This window comes from Streptomyces sp. NPDC018045 (assembly GCF_044327445.1).
Classification (GTDB): domain Bacteria; phylum Actinomycetota; class Actinomycetes; order Streptomycetales; family Streptomycetaceae; genus Streptomyces.
In genome coordinates this window covers 491,379-506,826 of the sequence record NZ_JBIRFL010000003.1, presented here as the reverse complement: position 1 = coordinate 506,826, position 15,448 = coordinate 491,379, and the positions used below count along the sequence as shown (strand labels likewise).

General features: G+C 72.5%; 10 protein-coding genes and 3 tRNA genes. 4 read left to right on the top strand and 9 right to left on the bottom strand.

Features of this window, described 5'->3' with window-relative positions:
* Window positions 1-110 precede the first annotated feature (110 nt).
* Window positions 111-860: a response regulator transcription factor gene (locus ACH4EB_RS09890; RefSeq protein WP_398346873.1), complete on the bottom strand. Its 750-nt coding sequence runs from the start codon at window positions 858-860 to the stop codon at window positions 111-113.
* Between the two features lie 328 nt (window positions 861-1,188).
* On the opposite strand from ACH4EB_RS09890, the gene ACH4EB_RS09885 reads away from it, so the two are divergent.
* On the top strand, window positions 1,189-1,902 hold the full coding sequence (locus ACH4EB_RS09885; protein WP_398346872.1) for an NADPH-dependent FMN reductase: 714 nt from the start codon (window positions 1,189-1,191) through the stop codon (window positions 1,900-1,902).
* Here the strand turns inward: ACH4EB_RS09885 and ACH4EB_RS09880 are convergent.
* Both ACH4EB_RS09880 and ACH4EB_RS09875 read right to left on the bottom strand, forming a co-directional pair.
* A complete protein-coding gene (locus ACH4EB_RS09880) occupies window positions 1,899-2,819 on the bottom strand; it encodes a DUF2797 domain-containing protein (RefSeq protein ID WP_398346871.1) in 921 nt (306 codons plus the stop codon). The two genes, ACH4EB_RS09885 and ACH4EB_RS09880, sit on opposite strands and share 4 nt — an antisense overlap.
* A complete protein-coding gene (locus ACH4EB_RS09875; RefSeq protein WP_398346870.1) occupies window positions 2,816-3,871 on the bottom strand; it encodes a GlxA family transcriptional regulator in 1,056 nt (351 codons plus the stop codon). The genes ACH4EB_RS09880 and ACH4EB_RS09875 overlap by 4 nt, the downstream gene beginning before the upstream one ends.
* A gap of 116 nt (window positions 3,872-3,987) precedes the next feature.
* Here ACH4EB_RS09875 and ACH4EB_RS09870 point away from each other — a divergent pair, with 116 nt between their 5' ends.
* The gene (locus ACH4EB_RS09870; RefSeq protein WP_398346869.1) at window positions 3,988-4,767 is read left to right on the top strand and encodes an NAD(P)H-dependent oxidoreductase; all 780 of its coding nucleotides are present in this window, start codon (window positions 3,988-3,990) and stop codon (window positions 4,765-4,767) included.
* 49 nt (window positions 4,768-4,816) lie between these two features.
* On the opposite strand, the gene ACH4EB_RS09865 is transcribed toward ACH4EB_RS09870, so the two are convergent.
* The 4 genes from ACH4EB_RS09865 to ACH4EB_RS09850 all read right to left on the bottom strand — a co-directional run bounded on the left by ACH4EB_RS09865 (window position 4,817) and on the right by ACH4EB_RS09850 (window position 6,287).
* Window positions 4,817-4,890 (bottom strand) — tRNA-Met (locus ACH4EB_RS09865).
* A 130-nt stretch (window positions 4,891-5,020) separates the two neighbouring features.
* A tRNA-Arg gene (locus ACH4EB_RS09860) sits at window positions 5,021-5,093 on the bottom strand.
* Between the two features lie 132 nt (window positions 5,094-5,225).
* A complete protein-coding gene (locus ACH4EB_RS09855) occupies window positions 5,226-5,939 on the bottom strand; it encodes a phosphohydrolase (RefSeq protein ID WP_398346868.1) in 714 nt (237 codons plus the stop codon).
* 257 nt (window positions 5,940-6,196) lie between these two features.
* Window positions 6,197-6,287 (bottom strand) — tRNA-Ser (locus tag ACH4EB_RS09850).
* A gap of 399 nt (window positions 6,288-6,686) precedes the next feature.
* On the opposite strand from ACH4EB_RS09850, the gene ACH4EB_RS09845 reads away from it, so the two are divergent.
* Window positions 6,687-7,169, top strand: coding sequence for an SSI family serine proteinase inhibitor (locus ACH4EB_RS09845; RefSeq protein ID WP_398346867.1), 483 nt, complete (start codon window positions 6,687-6,689; stop codon window positions 7,167-7,169).
* Between the two features lie 193 nt (window positions 7,170-7,362).
* A complete protein-coding gene (locus ACH4EB_RS09840; RefSeq protein ID WP_398346866.1) occupies window positions 7,363-11,688 on the top strand; it encodes a PAS domain-containing protein in 4,326 nt (1,441 codons plus the stop codon).
* Window positions 11,689-11,888: 200 nt separating this feature from the next.
* Here ACH4EB_RS09840 and ACH4EB_RS09835 read toward each other — a convergent pair whose 3' ends face one another.
* Window positions 11,889-13,538 (bottom strand): long-chain fatty acid--CoA ligase, encoded by a 1,650-nt coding sequence (locus ACH4EB_RS09835; RefSeq protein ID WP_398346865.1) that lies wholly within the window; start codon window positions 13,536-13,538, stop codon window positions 11,889-11,891.
* Window positions 13,539-13,618: 80 nt separating this feature from the next.
* The gene (locus ACH4EB_RS09830) at window positions 13,619-15,292 is read right to left on the bottom strand and encodes a recombinase family protein (protein WP_398346864.1); all 1,674 of its coding nucleotides are present in this window, start codon (window positions 15,290-15,292) and stop codon (window positions 13,619-13,621) included.
* Window positions 15,293-15,448: the final 156 nt, after the last annotated feature.

Sequence of the window (15,448 nt, the reverse complement as noted above, 5' to 3'; positions counted from 1 at the left end):
AGCCGGATCCGCCGGGGACGCCGGTGCCGGTGCGCAGCAGGAGAAGCGACGGCCCCGGCCCCCGGCCCCGCCCGCGCGGCGGGAGAAGCTGCGGCGGCCCCGGACACCCGCTACCCGCCGGGCTTGATCAGGTAGCCGGCCCCGCGGCGCGTATGGATCATCGGGGCGCGGCCCGCGTCGATCTTCCGGCGCAGATACGAGATGTACAGCTCCACGACGTTGGCCTGGCCGCCGAAGTCGTAGCTCCACACCCGGTCCAGGATCTGCGTCTTGCTCAGCACCCGGCGCGGGTTGCGCATCAGGTAACGCAGCAGCTCGAACTCGGTGGCCGTCAGGTGGATCTCCTGGCCGCCCCGCCACACCTCGTGGCTCTCCTCGTCGAGCAGCAGGTCACCCACCGAGAGCAGCGACTCGCCGCGGCCCGCCGCCGCGCCCGCCCGGCGCAGCAGACCGCGCAGCCGTGCCACCACCTCCTCCAGGCTGAAGGGCTTGGTCACATAGTCGTCGCCGCCCGCCGTCAGCCCGGCGATCCGGTCCTCGACCGCGTCCTTCGCGGTCAGGAACAGCACCGGTACCTCGGGCAGTTCGTGGCGCAGCCGACCCAGTACGGTCAGGCCGTCCATGTCCGGCAGCATCACGTCGAGCAGCACCGCGTCCGGCCGCCACTCACGTGCCGCCCGCAGCGCGGCCGTGCCGTCGCCTTCGGCGCGGATGTCCCAGCCCTCGTAACGCAGCGCCAGGGAGAGCAGTTCGGCGAGCGACGCCTCGTCGTCGACGACCAGCACCCGTACCGGGCTCCCGTCGGGACGCAGCAGTCCGGCATGCTTCTTGGCGGTGGATGTGGACGCTGTCACGGTCATGCTGTCGAGGCTGACCACCCCCTCTGAGAGCCGTCTTGCGCGTACCTGTGAATCTCCTGAGAAACACCCGTCACCACAGCACTGATGCGGTGGGACCGGGCTGGGCCGCCCCCCGCGCGGTCCAGCCGGTCACCACGGAAACAGCATCGCACCCACCACTGACAATCGCTCTGACCTGCGCCTTCGCCGGGAAAAGCGCCCCAGCACGGCCCCGCCGAAACCGACCGCCGACCGCACCCACCCCCTCGGTCGCCGCCCCGCCCGTCGGTCGCCACCCCGCCCGTCCCGGGCTTCCCTTCACCCCGACGTCAATCCGTACCGTCACGGCATGAAGATCCTCACCCTCAACGGCAGCCTGCGCGCCCGCTCCTCCAACGGCGCCGTCCTGCGCTCCGCCCTCGCGCTCACCGACGCCACGTCAGCCGCCGCCGACATCAGCGCGCTTCCCCACTTCGACCCGGACCTGGACACCGAAGGTGCCACGCCGCCCGCCCCGGTGGCCGCCCTGCGCCGGGCCGCGGTGGACGCGGACGCCCTCCTGGCCGTCAGCCCGGAGTACGCCCACGGCGTCCCCGGCGTCCTCAAGAACGCCCTCGACTGGCTGGTCAGCAGCGCCGAGTTCCTGGGCAAGCCGGCCGCGGTACTGACCGCCTCGCCCTCACCGGCCGGCGCCGCCCACGCACACGGGCAGCTATGCGAAATCCTGCGCATGATGTCCGCCGACGTGATCCCGGATGCCTGCCGCGACCTCGCGGCCATCGGTCCGAAGACCGACCCGGCCACCGGAACCGTCACCGACCCCGCCACCCTCCAGACCCTGCGCACGGCCATGAGGGCACTGACCACCGCAGCCACGGCAGTCACCACAGCCGCCGCGGTCACGGTCACCGCCGAAGCCACCACCGACGCCACCACAGACGCCGCAGACACGACAATCACCACAGACGCCACAGTCACGGCCACCACTCCAACCACCCCAACCACCCCAGGCAACCCAGCCACCCCCACCCCCCACAGCCCCCAGCCCGCGCACACGCCCTAGAACAAGCTCCCCTGCTCCTCACCCGCCCCACCCTTCGGAGCCCGCACCACCGCCGTGGTCACCCCGCCCACCGCACGCCGCAACACCCACCCCGCCAGCAACCGCGTGTCCACCACGAACACCTCCGCCTCCCGCTCCCCGGATGCCACCGCACCCCGCACATACAGATCGGCCCCCACCCACGCCACAACAGCCCCCACGACCTCTTCCCCCGCAGCCAGCCCAGAGACCTCCCCGGCCCCCACCGGAATCCGCGCCGCCCCGAACACCTCCGTATGATCCGTCCACGCGAACGCGGCCGGCTCCAGCGCCTCCGGCCAGCCCGCCAACCCACGTGCCGCGCCGTGCAGTCCGGCCAGCGCCGCCACCCGCTCCGGCACCGGCGGCAGCGCGGCACGCGCCGCCCGCTTCGCCGCCTTGCCGAACCGGTCCCGTACGTCCAGGGCGCTCCCCAACAACGCTTCCGCACGCCGCGCGGCCATCAGCGGCCCGTATCCCAGCCACGCGTACGTGACCGCCCCCTGCTCCACCAGGCGCGCCGCGCCGCGCTCGGCCGCCGTGATCCCCACCTTCAGCAGGCCGGGCCCGAAGTACGCCAGGTAGACGCCGTACGTACGCGGATCGTCGGCCACCGTGTCCGCCGCCACCGACCGCGAACGGTCGAGCCGCGCACAGTCCGCACACTGGTCCCGCGCGCTCCCGCCGTCGATCACCGCCGCGTACGGGCAGGCCGTCCACCGCGCTCCCCGCCGCACCCCGAGGCACCGCCGCTCGCCCGTCACCGCGAACGCCAGCGGCTTTCCCGCGGGAAGGGCGCTGCGCCGCCACGCGCCGCGTCCGGGGCAGTACCAGCCGAGCCCCGGCTCGTTCCCGGCCCAGCTCGGCCCCGTACACCACCAGGCGCCCGCCCCGCTCACGTCCCGGCACCCGCCGCGACCGAGCCGGACCGCGCCGGACCGGCCGCGTCGCCCCGGAAGGTGCCGCGGTACGCGCTGGGCGACACACCGACCGCGGCCTGGAAGTGCTGCCGCAGCGAGGCCGCCGTGCCGAACCCGGCGTCCGCCGCCACCCGGTCCACCGTCAGTTCCGTCTCCTCCAGCAACTGCCGCGCCCGCTCGACGCGCTGCTGTGTCAGCCACTGCAACGGCGACACCCCCACCTCGTCGCGGAACCGCCGGGTGAAGGTCCGGACGCTCATCGCCTCGCACGTGGCCAGTTCCCGCAGGGTCACGGGCCGGTCCAGGTGCTCCAGCGCCCAGGCGCGGGCCGCGGCCGTCGAGGAGTACCGCGGTTCGGGCACCGGCCGCCGGATGAACTGGGCCTGCCCGCCTTCCCGGTGCGGCGGCACGACGGTACGCCGCGCCACCTCGTTGGCCACCGCCGCCCCGTGATCACACCTGATCATGTGCAGGCACAGATCGATCCCCGAGGCGACCCCGGCGGCCGTCAGCACCCCGTCGTCGTCCGTGTACAGGACGTCCGCGTCCAGCGCCACCGTCGGAAAGAGCTGCCGGAACTGCTCCGCCGACCCCCAGTGCGTCGTCGCCCGCCGCCCCTCCAGCAGCCCGGCCGCCGCCAGCACGAACGATCCCGTACAGATCGAGGCGATCCGCGCACCAGGACGGATGCGCGCCACCGCCCGCGCCATCTCCTCGCCCAGGCGGCCGTCGTCCGTCCCGCAGTCCTGCTCCGAGGCCGGCACCACGACGGTGTCCGCCTCCGCCAGCGCCTCGGGTCCGTGGCGCACACGGACCGTGAAGTCCGCGTCCGTACCCAGCTCCCCCGGCTCCGGCGCACACGTCACCACCTCGTACAACCGCCGCCCGTCGGCCGCCTCGGCGTACCCGAAGAGGCGGTGGACGATCCCCAGCTCCATCGGAAGCAGCCCGTGCCGCACCAGTACGGCGACCCGATGCCGCCCGTCCTCCGCGAAGACACCCATGGCCCGATCCTTGCACACCTTGGCCATCCGGCCACTCGTCCGGCGGGGACCACCGCCCCCAGGATCGAAGCACGGATCCGTTCAGTAACCCCACTCCCCTCCCTCCCCACTGACAACCCCACTCCGACCCCGAAAGGTCTCCCATGAAGGTCCTGTGGCTCGCCGCCCACCCCGAGGAGCGCTCCCTGAACGGCTCCCTCAAGGACGAGGGCCTGCGCACCCTGCGCGCCCACGGCCACGAGGTCCAGCTCTCCGACCTCTACGCCATGAAGTGGAACCCGGTCGTCGACGCCGACGACTTCGACCACACCCCCGGGGCGCGCCTCCAGATCAGCGCCGCCGCCGAACGGGCCCACGGCAACGGCACCTTGAGCCCCGACATCCGCGCCGAGCAGGAGAAGGTCACCTGGGCGGACACCCTCGTCGTCCAGTTCCCCCTCTGGTGGTACGGGATGCCCGCCATCCTCAAGGGCTGGTTCGACCGCGTCTTCGTCAAGGGCTTCGCGTACGGCATCAACGACCCCGCCACCGGGCAGCCGCTCCGCTACGGCGACGGCCCGCTGACCGGCAAGCGCGCCATGACCGTCGTCACCGCCGGCGCCCGCCCCTCGTCCATCGGCCCCCGAGGCGTCAACGGCGACCTCAACGACCTGCTCTTCCCCCTCCACCACGGCACCTTCTGGTACACGGGCATGAGCGTCGTCCCGCCGTTCTTCGTCCCCTCGGCGGACCGGATGACCCCCACCACGTTCGAGGACACCGTCGACCGGCTCCGCGACCGCCTCCTGGACCTGCCCTCGACCCCGCCCCTGCCCTTCCGCCGCCAGAACTCCGCCGACTACGACCCGGAAACCCTCACCCTGCGCCCGGACCTCGCACCGCACACCACCGGCCCGGCCCTGCACTACACGGAGACTCCGTAGACAAAAAAGACCGGTCCGGCACGTTTCCGTGCCGGACCGGTCTTCGCAGTAGCGGGGACAGGATTTGAACCTGCGACCTCTGGGTTATGAGCCCAGCGAGCTACCGAGCTGCTCCACCCCGCGTCGGTTGCCCTGACTCTACGCGACACCCACCCCAAAGGGAAATCATCACCCGCCCAGCCCCTCACCCACCCCACCGCCAACCACGACAAAGCCCCCGTCCGGGTGACCCGGCGGGGGCTTTGACCTGCTGTGCGCTCGGCAGGATTCGAACCTGCAACCTTCTGATCCGTAGTCAGATGCTCTATCCGTTAAGCTACGAGCGCTTGGCTTTCCGGCGGTTTTTCTTGCCGGTCGGCGTTGCGGGAACAACATTACATGAACCACGCCGTGAGGCGAAATCCGATTGCCCCACCCCCTCTGACCTGCGGAAACACCCTGCGGGTGGGGGTGGGGGGCTACTCGGGCCAGGCGGAGTCCTCGACGGTCCGTACGAAGTCCGGACGGATGTGGTCCGGATCGAAGCGGGACAGGACGTCGGACCCTGTGGTGCCGAGGGTGGTCTCCGGGCGGTGGGCGATGCCCTGGTGGAGGGCGCGGAGGATGCGGCGCTTGAAGTCGGGACGGGGGTGGGCCACGAGGATCTCGTCGCGGGCCTCCGACGGGAGGGTGGCGTAGCCGATGCCGAGGACGTCCAGGTCGAAGCCGGCCGCGAGGAGGGCGATCTCCGGGGCCATGCGGTGGGGGACCTCCGGCGTGGTGTGCAGGGCGACGGCTTCCCAGGCGAGACGGGCGCGGTCCGGCGCCACGCCGCGGGCGGTCAGGAAGCGGTGGGCCGCGTCGGCGCCGTCCAGCTCGTAGCGCTGCCGGGAGGCGCGGAACCGGTCGGTCAGACCGAGGGCGTGGAAGAGGGCGCCGACGTAGAGGAGTTCCGCGTCGAAGGCCAGGCCCCGCTCGCGGCCGTGCCGGGCGCCGAAGAGGTGGACCCGGCGGGAGTGGTGGTAGATCAGCTCGTCGGTGGTGTCCCGGATCAGCTCGGTGGCCTCCTTGGCCAGGGCACTGTCGGGGAGGGGGATGCCGGCGATGTGGGTGTGGGTGGTGTGCGCGGTGTGGGTGGCGCGGCGGATCGCGGTCGGGTCCGGGGGTGGGGGCTGGTTGCTGTCGGGGGGCATGGCAGCAGGGTGGACCGGAATGCCGGGCGGGCGCTCGGAGTGTTCCGGACAGGTGTGTCGGGGGGCCGGTCGGCGGCGGGGCGGCGAGGGGTATGGGGGCCGGGCCGGGTTGGGCCGGGTGGGCAGGTCGTGGCGCGGCTGGGCCGGATCTGCGGCCCGTACGGCGAATTCCGTGCGCGGCCGGGTGAGCGGGGAAAACCGGCGGGGAAAAGCGTTCAGGCCCCGGTCGTGGTGACCGGGGCCTGAACGAAACGGAGCGGAGGCGGAGGGATTTGAACCCTCGATGGGCTTTAAAACCCAAACCGCATTAGCAGTGCGGCGCCATAGACCGGACTAGGCGACGCCTCCACACGCCCCGACCGCGCGCAAGCGCGATGTGGCGTGACCAGATGATGGCACAGCTCGGCGGGCTGTCACCAATCGACCCCTACGGTACTCGGCGGCCCGGCTCCCCGGCAAAGGTCTTTGCGGGGTGATTCGGAAGGGTTCGCGGGAGGCCCGGGACGGCTCTCGGGGCCGCACCGGTCGTACGAAGGGCCCGACCCCGGCCCGTCCCGCCGCGCCGCCCCCATCCCCGGCGCGCCCCGCACCCCGCGAATCGAACGCGGCTCAAACATCCCGGCGGGCGAGAGGCCGCGCGCAACGTCGGGCCCGGCGGCGCGTTAGACGCTGCGGGGACGGGACGGGTCCCGGCGGAAACGCTTCCGTGCCGCCCCCGGACCTGTCCCCATGCCTCCTGGAGTCCCGATGCCGTTCCGCCGGCTGTTCCGCTTCGCCACGGCCACCGCCGCCGCCACCGCCGCGCTCGCCCTGACCGCCCCGGTCGCCGCTTCCGCGCCCGCCGACGTCTCCGTCGGGTCCCCGTCCGTCACGGCGCCCCTCCCGCTCCTGTCGCGCTCCTCCGACCACCTCACGGTCACCGTCAGCGACACCGGCAAGGCGGCCGCGGACGGCACGTACGAGCTGTACTGCCACCCGGCGCGCGGCACCCACACCGACGCGCGCGGCGCCTGCGACAAGCTGGACCGGCTGACGCGGTGGGGCAAGGACCCGTTCGCGGGCGTGCCGAAGAACAGCCGGTGCACGATGCAGTACGGAGGTCCGGCCACCGCGCGGGTCACCGGCACCTGGGCGGGGCGCCCGGTCAACGCCCAGTTCAAGCGCACCGACGGGTGTGAGATCAGCCGCTGGGACCGGTTCGTGCCGGTGCTGCCCTCGCTCGCTTCGTGATGTGCAAGCGGGCCAGTTCAGGATGCGGGGCACATGTCGGGCGTGCGACGAGTCGCACAATCCCGTGGCATTACCTCCTCGTCATCCGTCTCCGCGTCCACATCAGGTGCCCGTAGACTCCCTTCCAGTGACCCGCGGCGGACGTGGCTGCGGGCGCGGCAAGGTGCGGTAACTGCAGGGAGGAAGCGTCGTCGTGAGCAGCAGGCCATCCCGAGGCGCTGCTCGCCTCGCAGCCATACTCGACGCCCTGCCGGACGCGTTGCTGCTGGTGAACTGCAACGGCACGGTCGTCAACGCGAACGCCATCGCCCTGGAGACCTTCGAGGCCCCGGGCACCGCTCTTGTCGGCCGCGGGCTGCTGGACCTGCTGCCGTCCTTCGACTCCAAGCGCATCCCCGGTTCGATGCGGCGCCACGACGAGCAGGAGCAGGGCCCGCGCACGAAGCCGACGCGGATGGTCGCCCGCCGCACCGACGGCAGAGAGCTGCTGGTCGAGGTGACCAGCGCGAACCTGGAGGACGGCCGTACGCCGTACGAGTCCGCCTTCGAGGCCGCGTACGCCGACCACCGCAACGGTTACACCGGCGACGAGTTGCTGATGCTCGTCGTACGGGACCTGACCGGGACGCTCGACACCGAGACCGAGCTGGCCCGCCAGCAGCGGCAGACCGAGATGATCCTGCGCGCCGCGGCCGAGGGCGTCGTCGGCGTCGACTCCGCGGGCAAGGTCGTCCTCGTCAACCCGTCCGCCGCGCAGATCCTCGGCTACCGGGCCAGCGAGCTGGGCGGCAAGGAACTGCATCCGCTCATCCACCACTCGCGGGCCGACGGCACGCCGCTGCCCTGGGAGGAGACGCCGCTCGCCGACTCGCTGCGCTCCGGGCGCAAGCACCGGGTGCGGGGGCAGGCGCTGTGGGCCAAGGACGGGCGGTCGGTCCCGGTGGACCTGACGACCGCGCCGGTACGCGACGGCGACCAGCTCGTGGGCGCGGTGATGACGTTCACCGACCGGCGGCCCTATGACGCGCTCGCGGCGCGCCACACGCAGCTCCTGGCCGTACTGGACCAGTCGCTGCGCGGCCCGCTGGAGGAGCTGAAGGCGGAGCTGGGCACACTGGCGTCCGACCCGGCCGGCCAGCTCTGGCCGGAGGCGAACCAGATCCTGCACCACCTCGCCGCCGGGTACGCGCGGATGACGACGTTGGTCGACAACGTGCTGAGCTACCAGCGGCTGGACGCGGGCGGCGAACGGCTCGCACGGTCCAAGGTCTCGCTCGACGGGGTCGTGGCGGCCGGCGTCGAGGGCGCCATCGAGCTGATCGGCCCGGGCCGCGCGCAGTTCGCGGTGCACGCGCCGCCGATCGAGGCCGAGGTCGACGCGGAGCGGCTCGCGCAGGCCCTGTCCCACCTGATCGCGGACGTGGCCGGGGTCGACGCCACCGGCAAGTCCTCCGGTGGCGGGGCCGAGGCCGCCGCCTCCGGTGACTCGACGATCGTGGTGGCCGCGGCGCAGCGCGGCGAGGTCGTACGGATCGAGGTGCGCGGCCCGTACGGCGGTGGCAACCCGGTCCACGCGCCCATCGTGCGTGGCATCGTGCGGCAGCACGGCGGCGTGCTGCAGACGCACGAGGTGCCGGGCGCGGGCGGCAGCGCGTACGTACTCGAAGTGCCGGTGTCGGCCGGTGGCACGCCGGTGTCCGGCAGCGCGGACCGGGCGGGCGAGGCGACGGGCAACGAGACGACGGTGATGCCGGTGCCCGCCGAGCGGGCCCGGGGGACGCAGGCGCGGGCTCAGGGCCCGGGCGCGAAGGCCAAGGGCGTGCCGGGTGCGCAGGCTCAGGGTGGTGAAGGCGGGGCGGCCGGTCCTGAGGGAGCGGCCGGTTCCGGTGGGGCTGCCGTTGGGCGTGGGGCCGCTGATGGGCTGCGGCCGGTGAGCGGTCCTGGTGGTGCCGGGGGTGCTGGTGGTGCTGGGCGTCCCGGTGCGTCTGGTGCTGCGAGTGGCGATCCGGCCCGTACGGACGGTGGGACCGAGGGCGCGCCGACCGGGCGGCGCCGGGCACGGCACGGTGACGTACCGGAGCAGCAGCCGGGCGGCGGTGCCGCGGCGGCCGGGAACGGCAACCGCCAGGTGCCCCGGGCCCGCAGCGAAGCGGACGCCGCCGGGCGGCAGGCTCCGGGCGGCCCCGGTACCGGCGTCGGCGGTACGGGCACGGGCGGCGGCCGCCCGGGCGTGGCTCCGGAAATGCCCGGTACGCCCGGTGGACCCGGTGCGGCCGGGATGCCGCAGGGCATGGCCGGGGCCGAGGTCGTACCGCCGGGTGGCCGGCGCCGGGCCCAGCAGGACGCCCCCGAGGGCGCCGGGCGCGCCGCGCTCCCGGCGGCCGCGAACGGCCCGCAGGGGCAGGCTCAGGGGCAGCAGCAGGGCCAGGGGCACGGGCAGGCGGTCCATGCCCAGGCCGCCCACGTCCAGGACCCCCAAGCCCACCAGGCCCACCAGGCACAAGCGGCGCACGCCCAGGGGCAGGTGCCGCCGTCCGGACGCCGGGCACGCAGAGCGCTGGCCGACACGGCCGAACGCCCCATCCCGAACCAGTCGCAGGCCCCCGTCCGTAACGCGCACTCGGCCTTCGCGCTGCCGCCCGCCGCGGCCGACCAGCTTCCGCAGTCCCCCCTGCCCGCGCTGCCGGTCCTGCCCGGGCAGGCGTCCGGGCGGCCCGACGGCCCGCAGGGCGGTACGGGTACGGACGCGGGCACCGGCACGGGCCGCCGCCGCGCCCACACCGGTACGCCCGACGCGGCCGGTGGTCCGGCCGGGGCGGCGCCCGACCCGGGTGCGCCCGAGGGCGGTTGGGGCCCCGAGCCGACCGGGCGGCGCCGTGCGCGCCGGGCCGCCGCCGAGGAGCGGGCCGCTGCCGCGATGGCCGACTCGGAGTCGACGGGGACGTTCGTCGCCGGTCCTGAGGGGCTGGTGGCGCACCCCACCGAGGGCGGGGCGCCGGCTCCCGGTGCCGCTCCGGTGGCCGGTCCCGGAACCACTCCGGCTGCCGGGGACGTTCCCCCCGCGCCGACCGGGCGGCGGCGTGGGCGCCCCAGCCCGGTGGAGGCCGAGCAGGGCGGCCAGGGGCCGCAGAACCAGAACCAGAACCAGGATCCGGCTCGGCCGGGGATGTCGAACGCACCGGGCCATCCGCAGGACCGGGCCGGTCGGCCCGGCCCCTCCGGTGCGCCCGGGAACGGCACCGGCACCGGACCCGCCGCCGGTGGCCCCACCGAGGGCCCCGGCGCGGCCGAGGCGCCCGTACCCGACCCGACGGCCCCCCGGCAGCCCATGCCCGCTCCCGCCTCTCCGGAGACCGCGGAGGGCGACGACGCGGCGGGTGACCCCGCCGCGGGCCACTCCCACGGGCGCGCCTTCAGTGTGCGTACGCTCGGGCAGGGTGTGCCGTTCTCGCAGCAGCTCACCGAGCAGCAGCGTCCGGGCGCGCCCGGAGGCGCCGCGCCCGCCGCGGGCTCGGGCCGCCGCCGCAAGCTGGCGCAGCCGCCGCAGGAGGGCGAGCGTACGGCCGCGTCCGACGCCGCCCCCGCCGAGGCCCGGCCGCACCCGCAGCCCGGTGCCCACGCACCGGGACAGGCCCAGCCCCAGCAGTCGCAGCAGCACCTGCTGAACGCCTCGGAGGGGCGCGCCTTCGCCGTCTCCGCGCCCGACGAGGGCAGCGAGGGCCCGGAGCCGCTGGACGGCCCCAACGGCGCCGTCGAGGTGACCGAGCCGCAACCGCAGCCGATGGACGACGAGTTGCCGCCGGAGCCGCTGGACAATCCGCGCCGGCTGCTGGTCTGGCCCGCCCCGGACGTCTCCACCCAGCAGGCGCTGAGCGACCGCGGCTACCGCCCGGTCATCGTCAACTCCCGCGAAGAGGTGGACGCGCAGATCGCCGCGTATCCGGCGGCGCTCTTCGTCGACCCGCTGACCGGGCCGATCACCCGTACCGCGCTGCAGTCGCTGCGTACCGCGGCGGTGGCGGCCGAGGTGCCGGTCCTGGTGACGGCCGGACTCGGCCAGGCGACGCGGGAGGCCGCGTACGGGGCCGACCCGGCCGTACTCCTCAAGGCGCTCGCCCCGCGCGACAGCGAGCAGCACCCGCCGCGGGTCCTGCTGACCGAGGAGAACGACGCCGTCGCCGGAGCGCTGATCGCCTCGCTGGAACGGCGCGGCATGCAGGTGGCACGGGCGGCCACGGACGCGGACGCGGTGGCGCTCGCGGCCCAGACACGCCCGAACCTGGTGGTGATGGACCTGATGCAGGTACGCCGCCGCCGGGCCGGAATCGTCGACTGGCTGCGCTCGAACGGCCGGCTCAACCGCACCCCGCTGGTCGTCTACACGTCGGCGGACCTCGATCCGGCCCAGTTGCCGCGGCTCGCGGCGGGCGAGACCGTGCTCTTCCTGGCGGAGCGCTCGACGAGCGCGGAGGTGCAGGCCCGGATCGTCGACCTGCTCGCCAAGATCGGTACGAACTGAGGCACCGGGCCCGGCCGACGGCTCCGGTGGGCGTCCCCGGCGGGCGTCTCCGGGGACGGCGGTGACCGGCTCCGGGGACGACGGTGGACGGCTCCGGAGACGACGCCGGCCCGCTCCGGTGGCTTCGGCCGCCGGCCCCGGTCGACGGCCCCGGAGGTCACCGGAGCCGCCCGCCCGGCCCGTACGGGTACGCCGTCGTCTCACCTCACCCGGGTGACCGTCAGCTCCCCGTCCGCGTACTGCCTGCGCAGCACCTTCTTGTCGAACTTGCCGACGCTGGTCTTCGGTACGGCCGCCACCGCCGTCCACCGCTCCGGGAGCTGCCAGCGCGCCACCCGCTCGCCGAGGAAGGTCCGCAGCTCCTCGAATCCGGCGCTCGCGCCGTCCCGCAGCACCACGGCGGCCAGCGGGCGTTCGCCCCACTTGTCGTCCGGTACGGCCACCACCGCGGCCTCGGCGACCGCCGGGTGGGCCATCAGGTGGTTCTCCAGCTCGACCGAGGAGATCCACTCGCCGCCGGACTTGATGACGTCCTTGGCACGGTCGGTCAGGGTCAGATAGCCGTCCGGCGTGATCGTGCCGACGTCACCGGTGCGCAGCCAGCCGTCGGGGCTGAACTTGTCCTCGGGGCGCAGGTCGGCGCCGTCCGCGCCGCCGTAGTACGCGCCCGCGATCCACGGGCCGCGCACCTCCAGCTCGCCCGCCGACTCGCCGTCCCAGGGCAGGTGGGCGCCGTCGGGGCCGACCAGCCGGGCCTCCACGGAGGCGGGGAAGCGGCCCTGCGTCGCGCGGTAGGCCCACTCCTCCTCGCCGCTCACGCCGGCCGGCGGGTGCGAGACCGAGCCGAGCGGGGAGGTCTCGGTCATGCCCCAGGCGTGCACCACGCGCAGCCCGTGCCGCTCCTCGAAGGCGCGCATCAGCGCCGGGGGACACGCGGAGCCGCCGATGACGGCGTTGCGCAGCGAGGTGACGTCGCGCTTCGTGGCGTCCAGCTCGGCGAGCAGGCCCTGCCAGATGGTGGGCACGGCGGCGGCGACGGTCGGCCGTACCGTCTCGATCATCTCGGCGATCGGCCCCGGCTGAAGGAACCGGTCCGGCATCAGCAGGGAGGCCCCGGCCATGAAGGAGGCGTGCGGCAGGCCCCAGGCGTTCACGTGGAACATCGGCACCACCGGCATCGCGATGTCCTTGCCGCCCAGCGCGAACGCCTCGGCGTTGTTGACCTGCATGGAGTGCAGGTAGAGGGAGCGGTGGCTGTAGGCCACGCCCTTCGGATCGCCGGTCGTGCCGGAGGTGTAGCAGAGCGCGGCGGCCTGCCGTTCGTCGATCTCCGGCCAGTCGAAGTGCTGCGGGCGGCCGGCGATCAGCTCCTCGTACTCATGGACGCGGGGCCGCACGCCGTCGAGTACGGAGCGGTCGCCGGCTCCCGACACGACGACGTGCTCGACCGTCGGCAGGTGCGGCAGCAGTGGCGCCAGCAGCGGCAGCAGGGAGCCGTTGACCAGTACGACCCGGTCGGCGGCGTGGTTGACGATCCACACGAGCTGCTCGACGGGCAGCCGCAGATTGAGGGTGTGGAGCACGGCACCCATGGAGGGAATCGCCAGATATGCCTCCATGTGCTCGGAGTTGTTCCACATCAACGTTCCTGTTGCACTCCCCTCGGTCACTCCGAGGTCGCGCAAGGCATGTGCAAGCTGAGCGGCACGGGCGCCGATCTCCGCGTAGCTCCGGCGGTGTGGTTCGCCTTCACCGGTCCAGGTGATCACCTGGGATCGTCCGTGGATCGTTGAACCGTGCGTCAAGATCCTCGAAACGAGCAGGGGTACGTCTTGCATCGTGCTCTGCACCGGGAGCCTCCCCATAGGGTGCGCCTGTTACGCGCGGGTAAGTTCCTGGTGATTGTCCTGGTGTTTCTCGCGGTATGTCACTACCCGGCCAGTGCCAATTCGGCCGTGGTCACGGTTGCTGGCAGGTCCGAGTCGCCGTCGACAGGCGGCATGTCGGGTGACGTCCATGGGTCCGGTTCCCACACAGGGTGAACCTCAATCAGTCCATCTTCGCCATGTTCGCCGTTTCGGACGAGTGCCACCCGCCGGATGAGTTGCCGGATGATCGCGTTTCGCTCGGCTGTGAGGAGCGTGTCCCACTCCTCGATCAGCCCTACGGCGATCGGCCGGAAGTCCTCGACGCTTGGCAGTTCCTCGATCACGGCGACCTTGTCCAGGTCGCGTTTGATCGCGTCCCGTTGCGCTACAAGCGTGTCCCGGGCATCCTCGTACGTCCCTTCTGGGTACTTTTCAGGGTTGAGTGCGTTGTCTACCGCAAGCCGCTTGAGCGCGTCGATGTACTTGGCGTGCTCAGCCTGCAACTTCACCCGCTGCCTCAGTACGCGCGTGCGTTCTGCTTCGAGGTCACGTTGTTCTTGTTCCGCGGCTGGGGCCTGGTCGATGCCGGCTGCCTGTGTGCGCAGCCAACGAAGGAACGCGTCTTCAACCTTGTCGCGCTGAATCCAGACGCCTTCACAGGCTGTGCCGCCTGACTGAGTGTGTGCGCTGCACCGGTAGGCGTGTCCAGGAATGACCACCTTCTGTTTCTGGCGTGTGGTCTGTAGCGAGTTGATCCCTGTGCCGCCTCGGCAGGCGCGGTGGCGTACAAGGCCGGAAAGCATGTACTTGGCTTTGCGGGATCGGGGGGCTGTGTCCTTGATCTGTTGGCGTCGTGCTTGGTACTGCTGCCAAAGGTCGAGGGCGATGAGTTCCTCGTGTGCGCCTTCGATCAGGAAGTGGTTGGGGCAGCCTCCGTTCGTCAGTCGGTTCTCGCAGGTGCACTTGGGGTCGTGGATGCGGAGCAGGCCGGCGGCGAACCCGCTATCCATGTAGCGTTTGAGGGTTTCCGACCGCCAGAGGGTGTTACGAGTGGTCCGGTACCCCTGGCTGTTGAGCCATGCGCAGAGCTGCGGAAATCCGTCGCCTGCCACATAGCGTCGGTACAACTCAGCGACGACCGGGCCGAGTTCGGGGTCTATCTCGTACCACTCTTTTTGAGTGGTCCAGCTTCCGTTGGGGAGCAGTACTCGGCGGGGGTGCCAGATGTAGCCGAAGCGGGCGCGTCCGGTGGCTGGCAGTTTGGCGTCGCGGCGGAGTTGGTGTGTCTCCTTCCACTGTTCGCCTGCCCGGTCGCTTTCGTAGGCGGCGAACTCGAACAGGATGCCGCGTTGCAGCTTTCCGAGGGCGGTGCGTGCGTCGATCTGCTCTGTGGCGGATTCGAGTTGTCCGCCGACGGACTCGACGCGCTTGAGGTTGACGGCAATGCCGTCGCGGTTGCGGCCGAAACGGCTGTACTTCCATACAGCGATTCCCTTGGCGTCGCCGCGTTCGACGGCCGCAATCCCTCGCATGACCTTGCGTTTGAAGTTTCGCCCGGTCTTGTCGAGGTCGATGATCCATCGAACGATGCGCCGACGGGTGCGGCGGGCCCAGTCTTCGATGGCGGCCTTTTGGATCTGAGGAGAGATTTTCTCCTCTTTCCATGTCGAGACGCGTATGTACCCGATGTACGGTTCGAGGCCGGAGAGGTCATCCGGTATGACGACGTCGGCCATGAACGTTTCGAGTCCGTTGTGCTCGGTCTCTGGTGTGTCCTCTGGTTCGAGGACTGGTGCACGCATCAACGTGCGTCCCTCCCTTGGTCATTCGGTATGGGGTGCGGTCGCGCTACCCCCCGCGGTAGCGCGTACGGCTGGTGGCGTTCCTCCTTC